The organism is Zooshikella sp. RANM57, assembly GCF_050749885.1.
In the GTDB taxonomy this organism is placed as follows: Bacteria; Pseudomonadota; Gammaproteobacteria; order Pseudomonadales; family Zooshikellaceae; genus Zooshikella.
In genome coordinates, this window is sequence record NZ_JBOIUB010000023.1 from 1 (window position 1) to 16,660 (window position 16,660).

General features: G+C 39.3%; 22 protein-coding genes. 21 read left to right on the plus strand and 1 reads right to left on the minus strand.

Features of this window, described 5'->3' with window-relative positions; genetic code table 11:
• Positions 1-31: 31 nt before the first annotated feature.
• The 17 genes from ACQ96U_RS25575 to ACQ96U_RS25655 all read left to right on the plus strand — a co-directional run bounded on the left by ACQ96U_RS25575 (position 32) and on the right by ACQ96U_RS25655 (position 9,618).
• Entirely contained in the window at positions 32-268 is a 237-nt protein-coding gene (locus ACQ96U_RS25575; RefSeq protein ID WP_431724117.1) for an HNH endonuclease, read from the plus strand.
• Positions 261-407, plus strand: a complete 147-nt coding sequence (locus ACQ96U_RS25580) for a hypothetical protein (protein ID WP_431724118.1) — start codon at positions 261-263, stop codon at positions 405-407. The genes ACQ96U_RS25575 and ACQ96U_RS25580 overlap by 8 nt, the downstream gene beginning before the upstream one ends.
• Positions 400-561, plus strand: a complete 162-nt coding sequence (locus tag ACQ96U_RS25585; protein WP_431724119.1) for a hypothetical protein — start codon at positions 400-402, stop codon at positions 559-561. Before ACQ96U_RS25580 ends, ACQ96U_RS25585 begins: the two co-directional genes overlap by 8 nt.
• Positions 562-571: 10 nt before the next feature.
• Positions 572-811: a hypothetical protein gene (locus tag ACQ96U_RS25590; RefSeq protein ID WP_431724120.1), complete on the plus strand. Its 240-nt coding sequence runs from the start codon at positions 572-574 to the stop codon at positions 809-811.
• 51 nt (positions 812-862) lie between these two features.
• Positions 863-2,536 (plus strand): phage terminase large subunit, encoded by a 1,674-nt coding sequence (gene terL / locus ACQ96U_RS25595; RefSeq protein ID WP_431724121.1) that lies wholly within the window; start codon positions 863-865, stop codon positions 2,534-2,536.
• Positions 2,537-2,893: 357 nt separating this feature from the next.
• Entirely contained in the window at positions 2,894-3,226 is a 333-nt protein-coding gene (locus ACQ96U_RS25600; protein ID WP_431724122.1) for a hypothetical protein, read from the plus strand.
• A gap of 696 nt (positions 3,227-3,922) precedes the next feature.
• Entirely contained in the window at positions 3,923-4,399 is a 477-nt protein-coding gene (locus ACQ96U_RS25605; RefSeq protein ID WP_431724123.1) for a hypothetical protein, read from the plus strand.
• A 14-nt stretch (positions 4,400-4,413) separates the two neighbouring features.
• A complete protein-coding gene (locus ACQ96U_RS25610) occupies positions 4,414-4,605 on the plus strand; it encodes a hypothetical protein (RefSeq protein ID WP_431724124.1) in 192 nt (63 codons plus the stop codon).
• A 112-nt stretch (positions 4,606-4,717) separates the two neighbouring features.
• A complete protein-coding gene (locus tag ACQ96U_RS25615; protein ID WP_431724125.1) occupies positions 4,718-5,194 on the plus strand; it encodes a hypothetical protein in 477 nt (158 codons plus the stop codon).
• Positions 5,195-5,208: 14 nt separating this feature from the next.
• Positions 5,209-5,523, plus strand: coding sequence for a hypothetical protein (locus ACQ96U_RS25620; RefSeq protein WP_431724126.1), 315 nt, complete (start codon positions 5,209-5,211; stop codon positions 5,521-5,523).
• Between the two features lie 236 nt (positions 5,524-5,759).
• Positions 5,760-6,020, plus strand: coding sequence for a hypothetical protein (locus ACQ96U_RS25625; RefSeq protein ID WP_431724127.1), 261 nt, complete (start codon positions 5,760-5,762; stop codon positions 6,018-6,020).
• Positions 6,021-6,150: 130 nt separating this feature from the next.
• Positions 6,151-6,477, plus strand: coding sequence for a hypothetical protein (locus ACQ96U_RS25630; RefSeq protein ID WP_431724128.1), 327 nt, complete (start codon positions 6,151-6,153; stop codon positions 6,475-6,477).
• 154 nt (positions 6,478-6,631) lie between these two features.
• Positions 6,632-7,621 (plus strand): tyrosine-type recombinase/integrase, encoded by a 990-nt coding sequence (locus ACQ96U_RS25635; RefSeq protein WP_431724129.1) that lies wholly within the window; start codon positions 6,632-6,634, stop codon positions 7,619-7,621.
• 24 nt (positions 7,622-7,645) lie between these two features.
• Positions 7,646-8,302 (plus strand): hypothetical protein, encoded by a 657-nt coding sequence (locus tag ACQ96U_RS25640; RefSeq protein WP_431724130.1) that lies wholly within the window; start codon positions 7,646-7,648, stop codon positions 8,300-8,302.
• A 386-nt stretch (positions 8,303-8,688) separates the two neighbouring features.
• Positions 8,689-8,982: a hypothetical protein gene (locus ACQ96U_RS25645; RefSeq protein ID WP_431724131.1), complete on the plus strand. Its 294-nt coding sequence runs from the start codon at positions 8,689-8,691 to the stop codon at positions 8,980-8,982.
• Complete coding sequence (locus ACQ96U_RS25650; RefSeq protein WP_431724132.1) at positions 8,979-9,269, plus strand: type II toxin-antitoxin system RelE family toxin; 291 nt, start codon at positions 8,979-8,981, stop codon at positions 9,267-9,269. Before ACQ96U_RS25645 ends, ACQ96U_RS25650 begins: the two co-directional genes overlap by 4 nt.
• 94 nt (positions 9,270-9,363) lie before the next feature.
• A complete protein-coding gene (locus ACQ96U_RS25655; protein WP_431724133.1) occupies positions 9,364-9,618 on the plus strand; it encodes a hypothetical protein in 255 nt (84 codons plus the stop codon).
• A 97-nt stretch (positions 9,619-9,715) separates the two neighbouring features.
• On the opposite strand, the gene ACQ96U_RS25660 is transcribed toward ACQ96U_RS25655, so the two are convergent.
• Positions 9,716-10,756 carry a replication initiation protein gene (locus ACQ96U_RS25660; protein ID WP_431724134.1) on the minus strand — a complete coding sequence of 347 codons (1,041 nt, stop codon included), beginning with the start codon at positions 10,754-10,756 and terminating at the stop codon, positions 9,716-9,718.
• Positions 10,757-11,552: 796 nt separating this feature from the next.
• On the opposite strand from ACQ96U_RS25660, the gene ACQ96U_RS25665 reads away from it, so the two are divergent.
• From ACQ96U_RS25665 to ACQ96U_RS25680, 4 genes are all read left to right on the plus strand, one after another.
• Entirely contained in the window at positions 11,553-12,254 is a 702-nt protein-coding gene (locus ACQ96U_RS25665) for an AAA family ATPase (RefSeq protein ID WP_431724135.1), read from the plus strand.
• Positions 12,255-12,259: 5 nt separating this feature from the next.
• Positions 12,260-12,520, plus strand: a complete 261-nt coding sequence (locus ACQ96U_RS25670; protein WP_431724136.1) for a hypothetical protein — start codon at positions 12,260-12,262, stop codon at positions 12,518-12,520.
• A gap of 423 nt (positions 12,521-12,943) precedes the next feature.
• The gene (locus tag ACQ96U_RS25675; protein WP_431724137.1) at positions 12,944-15,619 is read left to right on the plus strand and encodes a DNA-directed RNA polymerase; all 2,676 of its coding nucleotides are present in this window, start codon (positions 12,944-12,946) and stop codon (positions 15,617-15,619) included.
• Positions 15,620-15,898: 279 nt separating this feature from the next.
• Positions 15,899-16,657, plus strand: coding sequence for a phage antirepressor KilAC domain-containing protein (locus ACQ96U_RS25680; RefSeq protein ID WP_431724138.1), 759 nt, complete (start codon positions 15,899-15,901; stop codon positions 16,655-16,657).
• Positions 16,658-16,660 lie beyond the last annotated feature (3 nt).

Genomic DNA, 16,660 nt, shown 5'->3' on the forward strand with positions numbered 1-16,660 from the left:
AAGCGTACAGCATTAATTGAGGCTGAGGTCTTTGGAACGCGACCGGAATTATAAAAAAGAATACCGAGAATATCACAGTAAACCCGCTCAGAAAAAACGCCGTGCATCGCGCAATGCAGCGCGGCGCTTGATGATTAAGGCAGGTCGAGCTGCTAAAGGGGACGGTAAAGATGTGGACCACAAGGACCGTAACCCCAAAAATAATTCACTAAAAAACCTACGAATAAAAACCCAAAAAGAAAATAGAGGATGGAGAAGAAATGACTAGTTTATTTCTACGATTTATAGCAACAAAATTAGTTAAAAAAGTAGTATTAACTTTACTAAAAGAGTTAGCAAAAAGAACAGATAATAAAATTGATGATGAAATTATTAAGGTGGTTGAAAAGGAGACTATCGGTGCGTAAAGACGATTTAAGTACTTTTGAGGACCGCCTAAAGTCTGCAAATATAGTATATACAGTAAATGAAGCCGAAAATGGCTACCTCGATTTAATCTATTTATCAGCCCTTGGAGAAGAAATTATTATTGAATTTCGTCCTGATGGCTCATTAATTTAAAGAGGAAATATTGACACAAAAAACAATTGAACAATTACTCGCAGATTTACATCACGACTTAGCTAAAAAACTCACAGACAAATTAGATAGTAACGAAGTTACAGCCGCAGAGCTTAACGTTATCCGTCAGTTTCTTAAAGACAACCACATCACCGATACACCCCGTCAAGGCTCATCATTCGGGGACTTAGCCGCAAAAGCTGCCGAGTACGACGAAGACGAATTCGATAATTATACTCCCACCCATTAAAAGCAATTAGGGGGCTTTGTGCTCCCTTTTTGTTCCCACCTCAATTAATTAATGACAAAAAAAGAAAAAGAACTAGAGCATAAATTAAAGACGAATTTTGTATTTTTCCTAGCGATTCTTTGGAAATATTTAAGATTACCCACGCCTACACCTATTCAAAAAGATATTGCAGCCTATCTGCAGGCAGGACCAAATCGTAAGATAATTATGGGCTTTCGTGGTGTGGCTAAAAGCTGGATTACATCAGCTTATGTTTTATGGCGTTTGTTTCAAAATCCACAAATAAAAATACTTGTAGTGTCTGCATCAAAGCCCCGTGCAAATCACTTTGCTGTCTTCATGAAGCGTTTAATTAATGACATACCTTTTTTAAATGTACTCAAGCCAGGGCGAAATCAGAGGGACAGTAACTTAGCCTTTGATGTTGGTCCCGCTGTCCCTGACCAGCAGCCATCAGTAACCACAGCAGGGATTACAGGCCAGATTGTAGGCTCACGTGCCGACATCATCATTGCAGACGACGTAGAGGTTGCTAACAACGTTATTACACAGGACAGACGCGATAAGCTCATCCATTCAGTGAAAGACTTTGAGTCCATCTTAAAGCCTCTACCAACTTCTGAAATTACATTCCTCGGTACACCACAGACAGAAATGTCAATGTACAACAAGTTGCGTGAAGATAGCGGTTATGATGTACGTGTTTGGCCTGCTTTATACCCTGCTCCAGAAGACTTTGATAACTGGAAAGACTCCCTTGCCCCTTTCATTACAGACGCAGTACTGCGCAATGATAAGCTTGTCGGCCATTCAACAGAGCCTACACGCTTTACAGATGCAGAGCTGCGAGTCCGCCGTGTGTCCACTGGTGAAAACACTTTCGCTATGCAATTTATGTTAGACACACGCTTAGGTGATGCGGACAGATACCCGCTGAAGCTTGCTGACTTTATTGTGATGTCCCTAGACCCCCGCAGAGCGCCTATAGACCTATCATGGAGCACTTCAGAGACTGTTGATGTCCCTACCATTGGGTTAGACGGCGACCGCTTCTATCACCCCATGTGGAGGGCTGAGGAAACCGCAGAGTACACAGGGACCATGATGTTTATTGACCCTTCAGGCCGTGGAGCTGATGAGACTGGCTATGCCGTTGTAAAATTCTTGCATGGTTTTCTGTACCTCATGGACGCTGGCGGCTTCCAAAAGGGATACGACGAGGAGACGCTACAAGGCCTCGCAGACATCGCTAAGCAGCATCGTGTCAATTACATCAAGGTTGAGGACAATTTCGGCGATGGCATGTTCACAGCGCTACTGAAGCCGTATTTACGTAAGACACATGATTGCCAAATTGAAAATGAAAGGTCGTCTGGTCAGAAAGAGCTACGTATCATTGATTCGCTTGAACCCGTTTTAAATCAACATCGACTTGTTGTGTCCCAGCAACTTATTGAAAAGGATTATCAAGAGACACAAGGCCGTGAAAAGTACTCGCTCTTTTACCAGCTAACACGGTTGACTAAAGACCGTGGAGCACTGAAGCACGACGACCGCTTAGAGGCCGTCTCAGGGGCTGTTAGGTACTGGGTAGAGCAGATGTCCATGGACTCTAAAAAAGAGGCTGAGAACGTACGACAGGAGTTGCTAGAGGATGAGTTTGCTAAGGCTGACGACTTGCTTTTATTTGGTTTCAAAAATGAACGTAGAACGTGGGTGTCGTAGGTTCAAAATTGGTTAAAAAGTGAACGTAAAATATTTTTTGCTAATATACGTCTAGACCAGTAATGACGGGGGTTGACAATACTGCCGACCTTAGATACCCCAGGCCAGTCTCTAACATATCTATAAGATAGTCTTTAAGATACCTAAAGATATCTCTAAGATACACCACCTCAAGGTAAGCAGACACAATCAATCATAGAGCTGTTCTTAATGCTGCTTTATGCTTCTTTCAAGACCCTTATGTACATAAGACACTTGAAGTAGTCATAAACTACATTAAGTACACTCTTTGATTGTGTTTCTTGTGTTAATAAATAAAAATACGCCACAACATTTATTGCCTAAGATACATTAGAGATGCGCTTAAGAGACCTTAGAGACCTACGCTTAATATTGTCCCAATACAACTTAACATTGCTACAGCTTGAAATCCTGTTAGCTATCGAGTTGAACGAGGGCGCAACCTTGCAAGACATCGTAGGCCGTGGACATCTTGAAGACTTTCACACGATGTTCTCCACGCTATCCAAAGGTGTCCGCCGTTTAGCCGAAGGTGCTGATGGCGCTGCCGGTAAGCGATACATTTATCGTGAAGTTAGTCCCTCTAATGCAAATGCTTGGTGTTTATTTTTGACAGACGAAGCAAAAAGAATTCTTGAAGAAATTAAAAAGGAAATTAATTATAAATAATCCAGAATAATTTTGGCGGAAAAATTCGTGTAGCCTTTTAATTATTCAGCCGCGCAAAAATCCCCCCTTGGGTCCCGCGAAAGTCACCATTAGCACACGCTAATAGTCACACCTTTAGTCACATACAAGGCTGCAGGCCGCGTGATTGCTGGTGATGGAAAACACAATAGGTTTCTTCCATCGTCACAATGACATCCTTCTCTATATAACTGGCTGCATTAAATAGTTAATGTTGGGTCCGTTTAAATTCTTTTATTTATTTATGTTTTTATTCCTGTTTTTTGTTGACGATTAAAATTAATTTTGCTAACTTAAATAGCAAGTCAACGGACACGAATAAACGACAACAAGAAAGTATTTCCTATAACTCTTAGGGGCAAAGCGAAAGAGTATAAAATAAACCCTAAATGCTTTCTTAAATACACTTAATGTCACCTAAAAGGTTCTCGATAAGTGTGGTCAAAAGGAGTCCGAAAGACTCTTAAAAGCTCAGCCTTAAGAGCTGCAACAAACAAGGCGGGAGATAGCCGACAGTTAGCGCCAAGATGCCTAACCCTATCTCTTAGTAGCTCCTTAACAATTAGGTTAGTAAGACAACGCGTGTCTTAATCGAACTGATAAGACCTCGACGTTTTACAAAATAAATAACAGAAGTAAATAAATACCTATCATCAAGAATAAATAAGGAGCAATAAAATGGCTTCAGTAACTTATTACTCACTGACTGACTACTTACAATATAAGTATCATGAGAAAACCTTTGATTTAACGTTCTTCACCAGCTTTGAGGAGCACGAAGCAGCTATAAAAGACTGGTTATCTAGTCTCACAGATGAGCTTAACGACGGCATCACGCGTACTGACTGGCTTGTAGCTGACTGTAAGGCCGTTCCCGAACAACATTTTGTTGCTAGTTGTCCATTTGTAAAGCTAAAGAAGAGCTTTTTTATAGAGCAAAATGTGAGAAGAGAGTTAGCCCAACAAACAGTAGTGCATAGTATCTACAACAGCCACACATACATAGGATACTTCGAGACGCTTAAAGAGTTCTTAAATTATCAAGCGTGCTCATCTAGTGACGCCGTTGGTAGCTTTGAAGAGAAAAAACCTTACGCAGTCTATAAAAATAACTATTTCTACGGCCACCGATTTAATAAGCATTTATTTTTATAAAAGGATTTATCACCATGAACATGCTCACACCTGCTGAAGCTCTGTCAGTGCAGATTACGGAAGCAGCTAACTGCAATCGCCTAGTTGAGCTAAGCAGAAAATTGATAGAAGCTAAAAGCGGAAGCTCACCAGAAATACCACCAGAAAAAGCCACCTTATTTTATGAAGCAATACAAGAGCGGGCTAAAGAGTTAGGGTATTGGTAGTCAGTACTTTAAAGATAAAAACCTTACGCAGTTTATAAAAAAGAGCGCTTAAACATCACTAAAAGCGCTCGAATTTACCTATCATCAAATCCTTATCAAAGGAGCTGACAATATGCGCAGTATAACACTTTACTCTGTGCAAGACAGCATTAAACGCGACACACTCATTCACAACACATTTTACTTAGACAGCTACAAGACACATGAACAGTATCTAAAAGCCGTTACGTGCTGGCTAGACGCCATCTCAGCGGTATACGACGAGGAAGACGACAAGCTCCTTAGAAACGCTGCACCTTTATCGTGGTCCTCTATACCTGACAGGTTCATAGTGACAAATGAGGGAGTCAACGAGACATACTTTAAGTGGCAAACGACCTTAATACATCTTGAAGAAATTCACGGTGACCAAGCACAGACAATTTTAGAGGGCTGCCTACAGTCTGGCTTTTCTTTTCAGGATATAGTCTCATTAAAGGGACTAAAGCAGAGTTATTTAGGACCATCCTTGAATGTATTTATACCTTATGATTTACTTCAAGATGGCACGTTCTATAAGCATCACGGTCACTATTTTGCGTGCAAGTAAAGGAGTACAAAAGGATGTTAAATACAATTAAAAATGATTCTAAATCTGTCTCATCTTTAGGTATTTTGGATATTGCTTTAATTAATGATGTCCTTCAAACCTACGGCGAAACACAGATACAAGTTTACCATGTAAACGACACAACTATGCCATATGGCATCCTTAATGCGCCACTTGGCGGCTGGACATTTGCACTTTTGATACGATTTTTTCGCGTCTACATGCCTTATCACAAGCTACCTGACAGTGAAATTTATATAGGAGGACTATGTATAGGAACTATCGATAAAAAACAACTATCAATTGGTGGACACTTAATTAATGATTAATATGGAGCACTATATAGATGTACAGTATAAAGCTACAAAGCACTCACTACGGTTGGTGTAGAGAAGTGCACGACAGTATTTAATATACGAAATGTGTTTTATATACGCGTATATTAAAAGAAATTTATATATTATGAACAATTTCCCCTAGAACTTGCGTTTGAATTAATTTATGTTACATAGCGCACAAAACAGTCAGTTTTTGCCGTCCGAGGTTTACAAGGAGTAATAAATTAATGAGTGCAAACGTATTGGAAGGAGTCATGCAACACCAAACGTATCTTGTTGAGTGTATTGTGTTGCCTTTCTTGGGGGTTGAAGAGGAATATAAAGGCTTTACAGAATGGTACTCAATTACGACAGAGCTATATAACCAATTGTCTAACATACGAGCTGAGTCCTTCATGTTGCTTAAACTAACTGATGCTGCTTGGATTGGTCTAAGGCCCGAAAATACTGACATTGATAACGTTATAAGTGAAGCTGTACGTAGTTAACACCTTTGTATAATAGTCTCATATTTGATACAAATAATTTGCGTTTGGGGAGAGCTACGGTTAAATTGTAGTGAAAAAGCGCAAGCAAATATATTAAAGGCATTCGGGATTTATTTAGAGGCGGCACACTATGAGGGGTTTTAAAGCTTTACGCTTATTTCAACAAGCTAAAGATGTACTCGATACATACCCAGATATGACTCTATTGCATTATACATCTTTGTTAGCGGTGGCAGCGCATCCAGGTATCGGCACAACAGAGGTACAGGAATGTGTTGGTGGGGCGCGGTCGTCAGGGATGCGAGCGGTTCAAGACTTAGGCGAGCGCCGGCTAAATGGTAAGCCAGGCTATAAACTAGTTGAAACAATGCCTGACCCTACAGATAAGCGTAGAAATATATTGCAGTTATCAGAAAAAGGAAAAGCCTTTGTAACTCAGCTTACAGAGCGCCTTTAGTAAGTGCCTTTATTATTATTATATTTGTCTTGTGGGAGTTAGTAATATACTGCTCTCACTGTTCTTTCTTCTCCCCTGTTGTGCGCAATTCCCTTAACCTCTTTTTCTCCTTTCCTTCTTACAATTTACCTATCACACTTAATACAGGTGACTTATGTCCATACGTCAACGTGGCAATAGGTGGCAAGTAGACGTGTATTTAAAAGATGGCCGTACACGTCTTTCTTGTGCATCTAAAAAAGAAGCACTCGCAGAACATGCGAGACTTTTGGCGATAAAGGCAGGAAATAATGTAGTCCCTTTTCCTGCAAAAAGTAATAATGCGCTAACACTTAGCGAACTCTTAGACCTTACATCCGCCCGTCTGTGGGCGGGTACTAGGTCAGAAACAGTACAGACTAGGACAGGACTACAGATAATTAAAAAGTTAGGACCTGCTCTGCCAGTATCTCAAGTGACCATCATTACCATTGACTCTTTTATAACTAGCTGTAAAAGAGAGGGAAACAAACCGACTACAATTAATAGGAAACTTGCTGTACTACATCAGATGTTACGCTACGCATTTGAGCGTGGTTATCTAACTGAGATGCCACACTTTAAGCGTGAACGTGCTCAGAGAGATGGCCGTAAGCGTTACCTATCATTTGATGAAGAAGCCCAAATACTTGAGCTAGCTAGCCAAGATTTAGCAGATTTTATCAGTGTGGCTATTGATACAGGTGGCCGTCTCTCAGAAATCCTCAACCTGAAAAAGCAGGATATAGACAACAAAAAGGTTATTTTCTGGGAAACCAAAAGCGGTAAGAATAGGGCTGTACCTATCACCAAGCGTGTGCAAGGTATCTTAGAAAAAAGAAAGCAAAAAGCTAGCTTATGGCCTGCTCACTGGACAGCTAAGAAAATCTCAATAGCCTGGGCAAAGCTCCGCACTCAAATGAACTTAGAGCATGATAAAGACTTCGTTTTTCATTGTACACGCCATACATGCGCAACCCGTCTTATATCTGTAGGCGCTAGTCTGATTGAGGTCCAGCAGTGGCTAGGCCACTCAAAAATGCAGCAAACAGCAGTCTACGCGCATCTTGAAGAAGATTCTTACTACAAGCTTGTGGATGGCTTAGAACAACAACGTGTAATATAAAACAAAGACTACAGGAGAGTAGAAATGACACAACAAAAAGAAATTTTAAATGATGTATTGAGTACAAATATTCAGACTCTTGGTGAATTACGAAAAGCTGTAGCAGCTAGAGAAATAGACGTTGAACCACACTTTTATTCACCAGATTCTGATGAATACAAATTAATTGTAATTAGCGCTATTTTAGAAGGTAACGATGATGAAGACGACGATTATAATTTAACAGGAAAAAACGACCACATTTTAGGTATTATTGGTAATCAAAATAATAAATTTAAACCTGCACTTTATTATGCCCAATCAACATCTAATCAACCAGTAGAAGAAGGCGTTTATATAAGTCGCTTAGAAGACGCTTTCAATATAACTAGTTGGTGGGATTCTGAATGGAATATTCACAGTGGTTTCACTTTTGAAGAGCAACAACGCATAGATAATGCTACAGCTATTGTTGAATCTTCCGCTGTACACGGGGATACTACAGCAACGCTGTATCAAGATGAAAAAGGCCAATTCCTTATAACTGAATGTGTCTCTGCTACTAAGCCTTTTTCAGTAACTTTTAGAGTGATTTCTAATGATGAGTTTAATGAGATAAGTCCAGCTATTGCGGACATGACTGAGAATGCAGAAGTCATACAATATCTATTGAGATATGAACGTGAAAAAGCCCTCGAATGAGGGCCTTTTGAGTGTCTTATCTAGACATAAATACGTAACTAAACTCTTTCTAAGCTGCTTATTCAGCAGTATAAAATTACATCTAGTAAAACACTTTCTAAGCTGCCTATGCGGCAGTGGAATACACGTTATCTCTTATTTTAGAGGAGTGCAATAGGTATATGTGACTGTATGTTTCACACTGGAGTGAAGGAGGGGGGGGCAGCATCCCAGTTGTCCCTCAATAAGAGGCTTTATATATGCCATAAGAATATAAAACGTTTTTTATATAACTAAGTAGCATTGAAACTATTAGTACTTACTGATAATATTGCGCTAAATTATCAAATAATAAACAAATAATTATTATACTTTGTGATGTTTGAATGGTGGAAATGGAGAGTACGGTGATGACAGCTTTAATTGAAAGAGCACATCAAGCTGTGTCTGTTACTAAGGTAACAAGAGCAGCAAAAGAGCTGTTAAATGACTTAGCTAGTAACAAGGAAGATAAGTACGTCTTAATGCGTAACAATGAGCCAGCGGCTGTAATGCTTTCAGTCCCTGTATACGAAAAGCTCTGTGACGAAATTGACGACTTAAAGATGGAACTTGAAGCGCTTAAACGTCTGGAAAACTTTGATAAAGATAAATCTATATCTCATGAACAATTACTGTCTGAATATGGGATTGAGGGATGACATATCAAGTTAGTTATGATGAGAATATACGAGATGATTTAAAAGCAATAGGACATTCGCAAGCCGTCCGTGTTTTAAAAGAGATAGATAAAAAGCTGAAAAATGGGCAACCAAGCGCTGTTGGAGAGCCGCTTCGCTCTCCTCTAACTAACTGTCGTCGTATTAGAGTAGGCTCTAACAGAGTGGTGTATAGAGTTAATGAGGAAGAAAAAACTGTACTTGTTATAGCGATAGGTCCACGTGATGATAAGGCTGTTTATGCGATGGCCACACCACGTATAACTTAACTCTCCCCTCTTCTACATCTAGTTATTTTCTAATTTTAATATTCTCTTAGATGTCTTATTGAGCTTTGGCCACCCCCCTACAGGAGTGTAAATTATGGAGCCCATAATGAACCTTGAAGCCTACAGTGAACTAACTGAAGGCGGGACATACGAAATTAAACTAACACAAGATGAAGCATGTGCAGTACTGAAAACACATGATTATGGCGTGGATAACCTGACAGAAAACGACTTACATTTATTATATAACGCTGTGGCAAAGCTTAAACATCAAATAATGGCTAAGCATGTTGTACCAGATGAAGCAAAAACAATGCTAGAAAATCGGCTTAAACCACTGAACAAATAAAGCTTAGACCATCCAAACATTACTTTTTATTTATCTCCAAAACCAACACCCTGCACTTAATTGTGTGGGGTTTTTTGTTTATCAGGAAGACGGGCCTTTAGCCCTCCCCTGTTCCCCATTTATGCTTATCAGCCCAACCAGTATCCATATCATCATATGAGCTTTGGCCCGCCTCTTGTCCTGCCTTCTGACTCTCCAAAATTTTCAAAAAGTAAGCCGCTGGGTCTTTAATTTCTCCTTTATTCTGTGCTTTTTTGAAGCTTAGACAAGCTTGGGAAGCTGCCACAGCATCGAGCTTTGAAGCTAACAGCTTAACAAAGTTTTCGTCTAGCTCAGGAACCGTACTACTTAAAATTAAAGCAATGGCTTCATCATAACTATCTGGCAAAACTTCAGGTATCAATGTTTCATCACCTTCAACTGCTTCAAAATGTTCATTATGTGAAATACAAAATTTTATAGCTCCTATTTTTCTCCCCCAGCGTATATATTCATCAGTAAATTTAAGGTCTGTTTTCTTTTCTAACTCTTTCTTTGCGTATGTAATAACTCTACTTTTGAAATTAGAAATAGTTGTGTATTTATCTTCTTCAACTCCAAGCATTCCGCGTAGTTCTTCAATACTTACTTGATAATAACTCACTGGGCGTGAACACCTTAAGGGGTGGTAACGGCGTAGAATTTCATATAAACGTATAGAGTATTTAGAATTTAGTTCGCGTATTTGCTGGAGCTGGTATTGTGTAAAGTTGCGCTGGAAGTCGCGTATATATGGCTCAATTTCTGGGTGAAACTCAAATGTTACTTTTCCTGTAGGTTTATCATAGACACTTTTTAAAAACATATTTATTGTTGTTTCTTCTTTTTCTTCATCAAGAATAATTACAATATGCGCTAGCTCTGTTGTTATTTTTTTCATATAACGACGATACTGACTTTCTGCAATGCCTAATTCAGCAATAGCCTCTTCTCGGGTTATGACAAATTGCGGAAGAATACTATCATGAGGGTTTACACGACTGATTAGAACAGCAGCCACCTTTTGAGACATTGCGGATAACTTATAGCGCCCTTCTATTAGCTCGTTACGCTTAATAACAAGCTCTTTAGTTTTTCTGTCCATTTTAAATGTGCCCAAATTTACCTCTTAATCTATACATATTGTCGCTCATGTATAGATTAGGCCCAAAATCAGCCCTTTTTAGCGACAATATGTATCTACTTTCAAAATAGAGTACATCACATCCGACAATATGTATAGATTTATCGACAATTCGTATAGATTCATCGACAATTCGTATAGATTTAACGACAATATGTATAAATCTGGCGACAATATGTATCTATCAAATCGCTACAGCCCAATAGTTATAGGGTCTGTAGCGGAGGGTAAAACAAGATAAACAAGTAAAAACAATAAAAACAAGTCAAACCGCGCATGCACGCGCACGCGTAATAGTGAAGGAAGAAAAAATTTGATAACATTTTGATGGGATGGACTGATGTTGTCTTATATTACAAATTAAGGAATACTCTAGAAAGCCATCAGATTAGATATAAGACATTTTAAGTTCAATTAGTACCATTGGATACCATAAGCAGAAAAAATGCAGCATAGGGAAGCTCAGGACGAAATAAGGCACATCCTGTATAACTTCTTGCTATAAACTTCAAATGTCTTATAGCCAGCCCTAAAGACTGACTTACCTATCATCACAAAAAACCACCATACCGCCCTCCCCTCCCCAGTCACATTCCAAAGAAATTCAATACTTCACCTGCTTTACTCATGCTTATTTTAAGTTAAACTGAAAGAAGTTGTTCTGAACTTATAATCACTTATTTTAAACTTAAAAGTATAGTAACTTTAAACTTGAAGTGACTTATACTTAACTTAATAGTAACGTTATTTTTAACTTAAAAGAGAGTTAACAATGATTACAGCAGTCGGGGGTATAAAAGGAGGTGTAGGCAAAAGTACAACTGCTATTAACTTAGCTGTACAGCTTGCACACTTAAATAGTTCTAGTGTCTTCTTGGTTGATGCGGATGACCAAGGGACAACAACAGACTTCAACAACTTAAGAAACGAACTTCACTCAGATAAACCAGCATTTACTTTTGCGCAACTATCAGACCAAGCTGTCAGAACTGAATCTTTAAAACTCTCCAAGAAGTTTGACCACATTATTATCGATGCTGGAGGACGTGACACAGCTAGCCAACGTGCAGCTCTTGCTATTGCTGACCTATTTATTGTCCCATGCGAGGCAAAGTCTTTTGGTATTTGGACTCTACAACAGTTAGAGGGCTTAATTAGCCGTGCTAGAGAGTACAATCCAAAGCTTGAAGCATACAGTTATATCAACATGGCTTGGACTAATGCTCCAGACATTAGAAAAATTACTGACAATTTAGAGACAGCAAAAATCCTAGCTGAATCAGAAATCCTCAAGTATAGCGGCATCATGTTAGGTAATAGAAAACCCTTTAGTAATGCTGGTGCTGATGGTCTTGGAGTTATCGAGCTTTCTCGAAACAAGAATACAGAGAAAGCCCAAGATGAATTCACAACGTTGTTCCAACGTTTTTATAACGTTACTTTAAAGTCAAATTTAAAAATCGTAGGCGAGTAATTTAGATGGGTATCAATAGAAAACCAGTAACAGTTCAATCCCAAACACCCACTAATGTTGAAGAATTTATTGAGCAAGGTGGGAGCGTTCCACAAGAAGCTAAAAAGAAGAAAGCTCAAACTATCCAATACACTCAACTAAGACTTACTGAAGATGAAGTAAAACTGATAGACAAGGCACGTGAAGCAAGAAGACCTAAACCATCCAGACATGCATGGATACTTGAGGCTATTTATGAAAAAGTAGATAAAGAGACTTTAGAATAGACTTAATACAAACTCATACAGAAGTTATCTTATATTCAAAAAAGAGTTAATACAGATTAAAAATAACGTCACTCTGAGTTCACTTTTAATCTGTATTAACGTCATTATTAAGTTGCTCCAGTTATGCAAAACTGCAACTCATCTGAAGGCCGCGTACTGTCTGGCTCAGTTGCACTTTGAGTTGCAGTTGGGTGGCACTCTGAGTTGCATTTGAAGTGCAGTTGAGTGGCACTTTTTAAACTGCAACTCAGTGCTGAACTGGAGAAAATCCCACCTATATACACCAATTCTAATAAAAAGCTTTTATAGTCTCACATATGAGGCTATAATTTCCGCTTCCCACATCTCAATTATCGAAACAACAACAATACATCAAACAAATACAACCTAATAGCCTCATAAATGAGATTGAAAGGTGCATAAATGAACGAACGTATAAAAGGTACTGAAGAAGACCAAGCCCGCCTTGAAAGGGAAATGAAAGCCGCTGGTATCAAGCGTTACAACGATTTAGTCCAGAAAGCACAACAGTTCGGAGAAGAGACTGGGACAAGCTATGGCGCTTATCTTCTTGCTCAAAAACGCGCTTTACTGACTGCAGCCATAGATAACTGGAAAGAAAAAGCACGAAAGGGGGCAGGGCGCAGGCATACCGCTTTACCTTATCTTGAGCTTTTAGACTCCCCAACAATTGCGTACATCACCTTACGTATGCTTTTAGACAGCGTTACAGCCCACAAGTGGTCTGTTCCTGCAGCCAAGAAAATAGCTGATGCACTTGCTTTAGAAATGGACATGCGAAACCTAAGCGAGACTGACAAGGTATTACACCGAAAAATATTGAAAGTAACAGACACAAAAGGCCAATATTTTAGAAAAAAATACACTGCGAGCTTTCTAGCAGGGAACGAGGGGCATGAATGTATCTTCTGGCCTGAAGAAGACGCAACACAAGTAGGCATGGCCCTTATAGAACTTTGTGTCTATGAGTTGGGTATGTTCACTATGGAATTACTAGGAGAGCGCCAAGGAAAAACACAATACATAGTGAAAGCTACACAGCACTGCTTAGATATCATCAATAAATGTAATGCACGTTGTTTAGAGGTATCAGCAGTCTATCAACCTATGGTGGTCCCTCCCTTTCCTTGGAAAGACCCATACACTGGGGGCTACTTAACAAATGATATTCCACCTATCACTCTTGTAAAAACAAGAAATAAGGCATATTTAGATAAGTTATGTAGTGCGGAAATGCCTGATATTTATAAAGCGATAAATAAAATACAAGCTACACCATGGCGTATTAATTACAGAATCCTAGAATTACTTAAGAATTTACAGCTCACTTCAAGTGCGCTTGGCGGTTTACCTCCTGCAGAAGATATAGAAGACCCTAAAAAACCTACAGACATCGCAGATAACACAGAAAGTCTTAAGCAGTGGAAGATAGCAAAACGTGATATTTGCGAACAGAATGTAAGAAATAAATCAAAAAGATTGGCTTTATGCTCTATTTTAATCACGGCTGAGAAGTACGCTAAATATGAAGCAATCTATTTTCCGTGGCAGTTTGATTTTAGATGTCGTATCTATCCAGTCACTAATGGCTCGCTATCACCACAAGGTGCTGACTATGTAAAAGCTCTTCTTGAATTTGCAGAAGGTGAAGCTCTAGGTACACAAGAAGCTGTTGATTGGTTAGCAATACATGTGGCTAACGTATGGGGACATGATAAATTACCTTTTGAAGACCGTGTTAAATGGGTTAGTGATAATTCAAGTATGCTCTGTGCTGTCGCTGAGAACCCCTATGATTACCGTCAATGGTGTGATGCAGATAAGCCATTCCAAGCTGTGGCAGCCGCTATAGAATGGGCAGGGTACATTAAGGATGGTTTAGGCCATATAACACATATCCCTGTTGCCTTAGACGGCTCTTGTTCAGGTTTGCAACATTTAGGTATGGCCTTGCGCTGTGAGAAGACAGCAGCAGCCGTTAATTTAATTCCTGCAGATAAACCACAAGATATTTATCAGCGTGTTATTGATAAAGTAGGTCCACATCTTTTAGAAATAGTTGGAAGTGATTGGGAAACACTAGATTATAAAGAAGTTACAAATTATATAGAAAATAAAATAAGGAAATTATATACAGAAAATAAAGCTAAATACCGTATAAAAACACCATTCCAACAGTGGCTTACACAGGTTAAAGAGGAACGCAAAAACGCTGATGGAACGCCTAAAAAACGTAGTGAATTAGAACAGAAAGCACGTGATTTATACTTTGAAATGCTGTGCGCTTTTGCATGGCTTGACTTTGGCTATGACAAAGATAAAAAACAAACATCAAGAAAATTATCTAAAAATGCAGTTATGACTTTTCCCTATGGGAGTAAGCAATTTGGATTTACAGAGCAATTAAAAAGTCGTGTTATTGAAAAGGCATTAAATGGAGCTTCAAATAAAAAAGCTATTTATTATCTAATATGGGAGGACTCCAAGCTGCAAGCAGTGTCTGCAGGGTATCTTGCTAATCTTTTATATTCTGCAGTATGTACAACAGTAGACCGTGCAGCACAGGGTATGGACTGGCTTCAACGGATAGCAAAAGAAGTTGCTAAAGACGGTGAGCCTATTAGGTGGCAAACACTTTTAGGATTCCCTGTTGAGCAGAGTTATTGGAAAACAAAGTCAAAAGCCGTTAATACGTCATTCTTGGGAAAAGAACGCGTGCGTTTTTATATAAAGAAACAGACAACAGTTATAGATAAAGAAAAGCAAGCCAATGCAATAGCTCCTAACTTTGTTCATTCTTTAGATGCGACGCACCTTTTATGTACTGTCCTAGCAACGCCTGAAGTACAAAATTGGGCATTAGTCCATGACTCCTTCGGAACAACAGCAGCTAAAGCAGGGCTTTTACACAGAGCTATACGACATACATTTAGTAGCATATATAAGAACCATGATGTATTTGCAGAATTTAGAGCACAGTTATCTACGCGTATAAAAGACACACAGAAGTTTCCACTACCAGAAAAAGGAAACTTGGACCCTGATTTAATTCTTAATTCTCAATATTGTTTCGGATAAAAGTCTCATTAATGAGAATAGTATAGGGTTTACAACTGGTTAAAAAGTGTACGTAAAATATTTTCTTCTAATATAAATACAGCCCGCGCCAGCCGTGGGCTAGCAATACTGCCGACCATAGATACACCAAAACGCCTACCCTAAGATAGTCCTTAAGCCATCTTTAAGACATCTCCTAAACTCCTTACTTTTCATCTTAAAGACAGCTTAAAACCTCTTAACTAGCCCAAGTAACCCTTGGGCCTTCTTTTAAATAGCCTCATAGATGAGATTAAAATTATGTCTACTAATAACAATGCTAACGCGAACGCTGTAGCCCAAACGTTTACTAATGGACTCTTTGGCTCTGTACGTGTCCTCATACGCAATGGTGAACCTTGGTTTGTCGCAACTGATATTGCGAAAGCCTTGGGATACCCTGAAGCTGCCAAAATGACCCGCTTTTTAGATGGGGATGAAAAGGGTCGCCTAATTGTGGAGACCCTTGGTGGAGTCCAAGTTCTATCTAGCATCAACGAATCTGGCCTTTACTCAGCAATACTTAAAAGCCGGAGAGCCGAAGCTAAACAATTCAAAAAATGGGTAACTAGCGAAGTACTTCCCAGCATTAGGAAGACTGGCGGCTACATCCAAGCAGGCCCTGAAGATACACCCGAGACTATCATGGCTAAAGCTGTCCTTGTCGCTGATAAGACTATAAAAGAGCTTCAAGGACAGGTCTCAGAGATGCAGCCTAAAGCAGACTTTGTAGATAATTATGTCACCACCAGAGGCACAATGAATTTACGTGACACTGCAAAACTCCTAAACATACCACCACACAGTTTTATACAAGGTCTTCATGATGCCCGCATACTCTTTTACAACAAAACACGTAGCAATGTTCCCTATCAGCCCTTTCTAGAAAAAGGCTACTTCACTGTTAAAACAGCATACACACGCAACAGAGAAATGCTTTATCAAAGTACACGGGTAACAGCGCGCGGCCTCACTTGGCTATCCCAAAAATACAACAGACCGCTAGCAGCCATAAATTAATCT